Below are 2,749 nucleotides of genomic sequence, written 5' to 3'. Positions count from 1 at the left end.
GGGGGGGCGGGCGGTGGTGCCCCGGCCGAGGGGGCCTTCTTGGGCCTGTTCGGGGGTGTGGACGGTGGGGGGGACGACCTGGTCGCGCAGGCTGAGCAGGGCGGCGGCGACGTCGAGGGCGGCGCCGCCGGCCAGCAGGCGGCCGGTCATCGTCTTGGGGGCGGTGACCGGGACGCCGTGCGGGCCGAACAGGGCGGTCAGGGCGGCGGCTTCGGCGGCGTCGGCGCCGCGGGTGCCGGCGGCGTCGGCGAAGACGACGTCGATGTCGCCGGTGTTCAGGCCGGCGTCGGCCAGGGCCAGGCGGGCGGCGTCGGCCAGGCGGCATCCGTCCGCCGTGAGGGGGGTGTCCACGGTGGCGGGGGCGTCGAAGGTGGCCGCGTAGCCGGTGAAGGTGCCGTAGGAGCGGGCGCCGCGGGCGCGGGCGGCGGGGGCGGCCTCGAGGACGAACAGGGCGCCGCCTTCGCCGACGACGTGGCCGGAGGCGGCCGTGTCGAAGGGCAGGTAGGCGCGGGTGGGGTCGTTGACGCGGCTCAGGCCGCCGCCGGCGAGGTGGGCGGCCCATCCCCACGGGCACAGGGCGGAGTCGACCCCGCCGGTGATCATGATGTGGCTGCCCTTGCGGATCTGGCGGCGGGCGTGGGCGAGGGCGTCGAGGCCGCCGGCCTGTTCGGTGACGACGACGCCGCTGGAGCCGCGCAGGCCGTGCCGGATGGAGATCTGGCCGGTGTTGACGGCGTAGAACCAGGCGAAGGACTGGTAGGCGCTGACGTGCTGGCCGCCTTTGCTCCACAGGGCCTGCAGTTCGCGCTGGCCGAATTCGAAGCCGCCGGCGGAGCTGGCGGTGACGACGCCGGCCTGGTGGGCGGGCAGGGCGGCCGGGTCGCAGCCGCTGTCGTCGAGGGCCTGGCGGGCGGCGGCCAGGGATAGGCGGGTGACCCGGTCGGTCTGCGGCAGCAGCCGGCTGGGCAGGTGGTCGGTGTCGACGAAGCCGTCGACCTCGCCGGCGATCTTGACCGGGTAGCGGGCGGCGTCGAAGCGGGTGAGGGGGCCGATGCCGCTGGTGCCGGCGAGGACGGCCGCCCACCAGGCCTCGGTGCCCAGCCCGTTGGGTGCCATGACGCCGATCCCGGTGACGGTCGCGGCTGCGGGCCGGCGGACGGGGTGCGCACCGGTGTGCGTCGCCCGGGGCGCCGGGACGGGGGTGGGGGTGGGGGCGGTCTCGCCGGCGGGGGGGGGGGGGGGGGCCAGTGCCGTGGTCATGCTGCCTCCTGAAGGCGCGGCCGGGTCAGGACGATGGCGCTCTGGAAGCCGCCGAACCCGCTGCCGACGCTCAGGACGGTGTCGGTGCGCTGTTCGCGGGCGGTGAGCGGGGTGTAGTCGAGGTCGCAGGCCGGGTCCGCCTCGTGCAGGTTCGCCGTCGGCGGCACGGTGTTGTGTTCGATGGCCAGGGCGCTGGCGGCGACCTCCAGCGAGCCGATCGCGCCCAGGGAGTGCCCGATCATCGACTTGATGGAGCTGACCGGGACGGTCCGGGCGTGCGGGCCGAGGCTGCGTTTGAACGCGGCGGTTTCGTGCCGGTCGTTCTGCTTGGTGCCCGAGCCGTGGGCGTTGATGTAGTCGACGGCGGTGGGATCCAGCCGTGCCTCGTCCAGGGCCGCGGTAATCGCCTCGGCCATCTCCGTGCCGTCCGCTTTCAGACCGGTCATGTGGTAGGCGTTGCTGCGGCCGGCGAACCCGGCGATCTCCGCGTACATGTGCGCGCCGCGGCGGCGGGCGTGTTCGAACTCCTCCAGGATCAGCACCGCGGCGCCCTCGCCCAGGACGAACCCGTTACGGGTGCGGTCGAACGGCCGGGACGCGGTGGCCGGGTCGTCGTTGCGGGGGCTGGTGGCCTTGATGGCGTCGAAACAGGCCACCGTGATCGGCGAGATGGGCGCCTCGGTCGCGCCGGCGACCATGACGTCGGCGCTGCCTTCACGGATGAGGTCGACGGCGTGGCCGATCGAGTCCAGGCCCGAGGTGCAGCCGGTCGACACCAGCGACACCGGGCCCTGCGCGCCGCTGGCACGGGCCACCTCGGCCGCCATCGAGCTGGGCACGAAGTAGTCGAACAGATGGGCCACGGCCCGGGTGTGGTCCACCTCCCAGGCGGAGCCGTGCTCGCTGACGACGGCGTACTCCTCGTCGAGGGACGTCGTGCAGCCCACCGCGCTGCCCAGGGTGACACCGGTGCGCACCGCGTCCAGCGCGCCCGCAAGGCCGCTGTCGGCGAGCGCTTCCCGGGCGCTGACCAGCGCGAACTGGGCGGCCCGGTCCAGGCGGGCGGCCTCGGCGGGGCTGAAACCGTGCGCGGCGGGGTCGAAATCGGCCTCGGCCGCGATCCGGGAGCGGTAGGCGGACGCGTCGAACAGGGTGATGTGCCCGGTGGCGGTACGGCCCGCGGTGAGCGTGTCCCAAAAATTCCGGGTGCCCACACCGCCGGGAGCGACGACGCCTATGCCGGTGATGACGACCCGTCTCATCGGTAGTCCCTCACAGTTGTCCTCCAGATAGGGGCTCGGTACACCGCACGGCACGGCAGACACACCCGCCACACCCCCGCTCCGTGGCGGCGGCCGTCGCCGCCCGGGCCGGCCCGGGCGGTGTTTCGGCTGCCGTGTGCACAAAACCGTTCATGGGCACCGAGCCTCGCGGACAGGCCTGGAGAACGACTCGAACCGGCCACTCCCCTTTCCAGCGGCGGGCCCCT

General features: G+C 74.5%; 2 protein-coding genes. Both read right to left on the bottom strand.

Going from position 1 to position 2,749, the window contains the following annotated elements; all coding sequences use genetic code 11:
• On the bottom strand, positions 1–1,116 hold a 1,116-nt coding region (locus tag ACWGH4_RS33835), incomplete at its 3' end, for a beta-ketoacyl synthase N-terminal-like domain-containing protein (protein ID WP_453467597.1).
• A 140-nt stretch (positions 1,117–1,256) separates the two neighbouring features.
• Entirely contained in the window at positions 1,257–2,522 is a 1,266-nt protein-coding gene (locus tag ACWGH4_RS33830) for a beta-ketoacyl-[acyl-carrier-protein] synthase family protein (RefSeq protein WP_453467594.1), read from the bottom strand.
• Positions 2,523–2,749: the final 227 nt, after the last annotated feature.

The organism is Streptomyces sp. NPDC054847 (assembly GCF_053610925.1).
The sequence above is the reverse complement of the archived record's forward strand: the minus strand, read 5'-3'. Positions and strand labels throughout refer to the sequence as shown.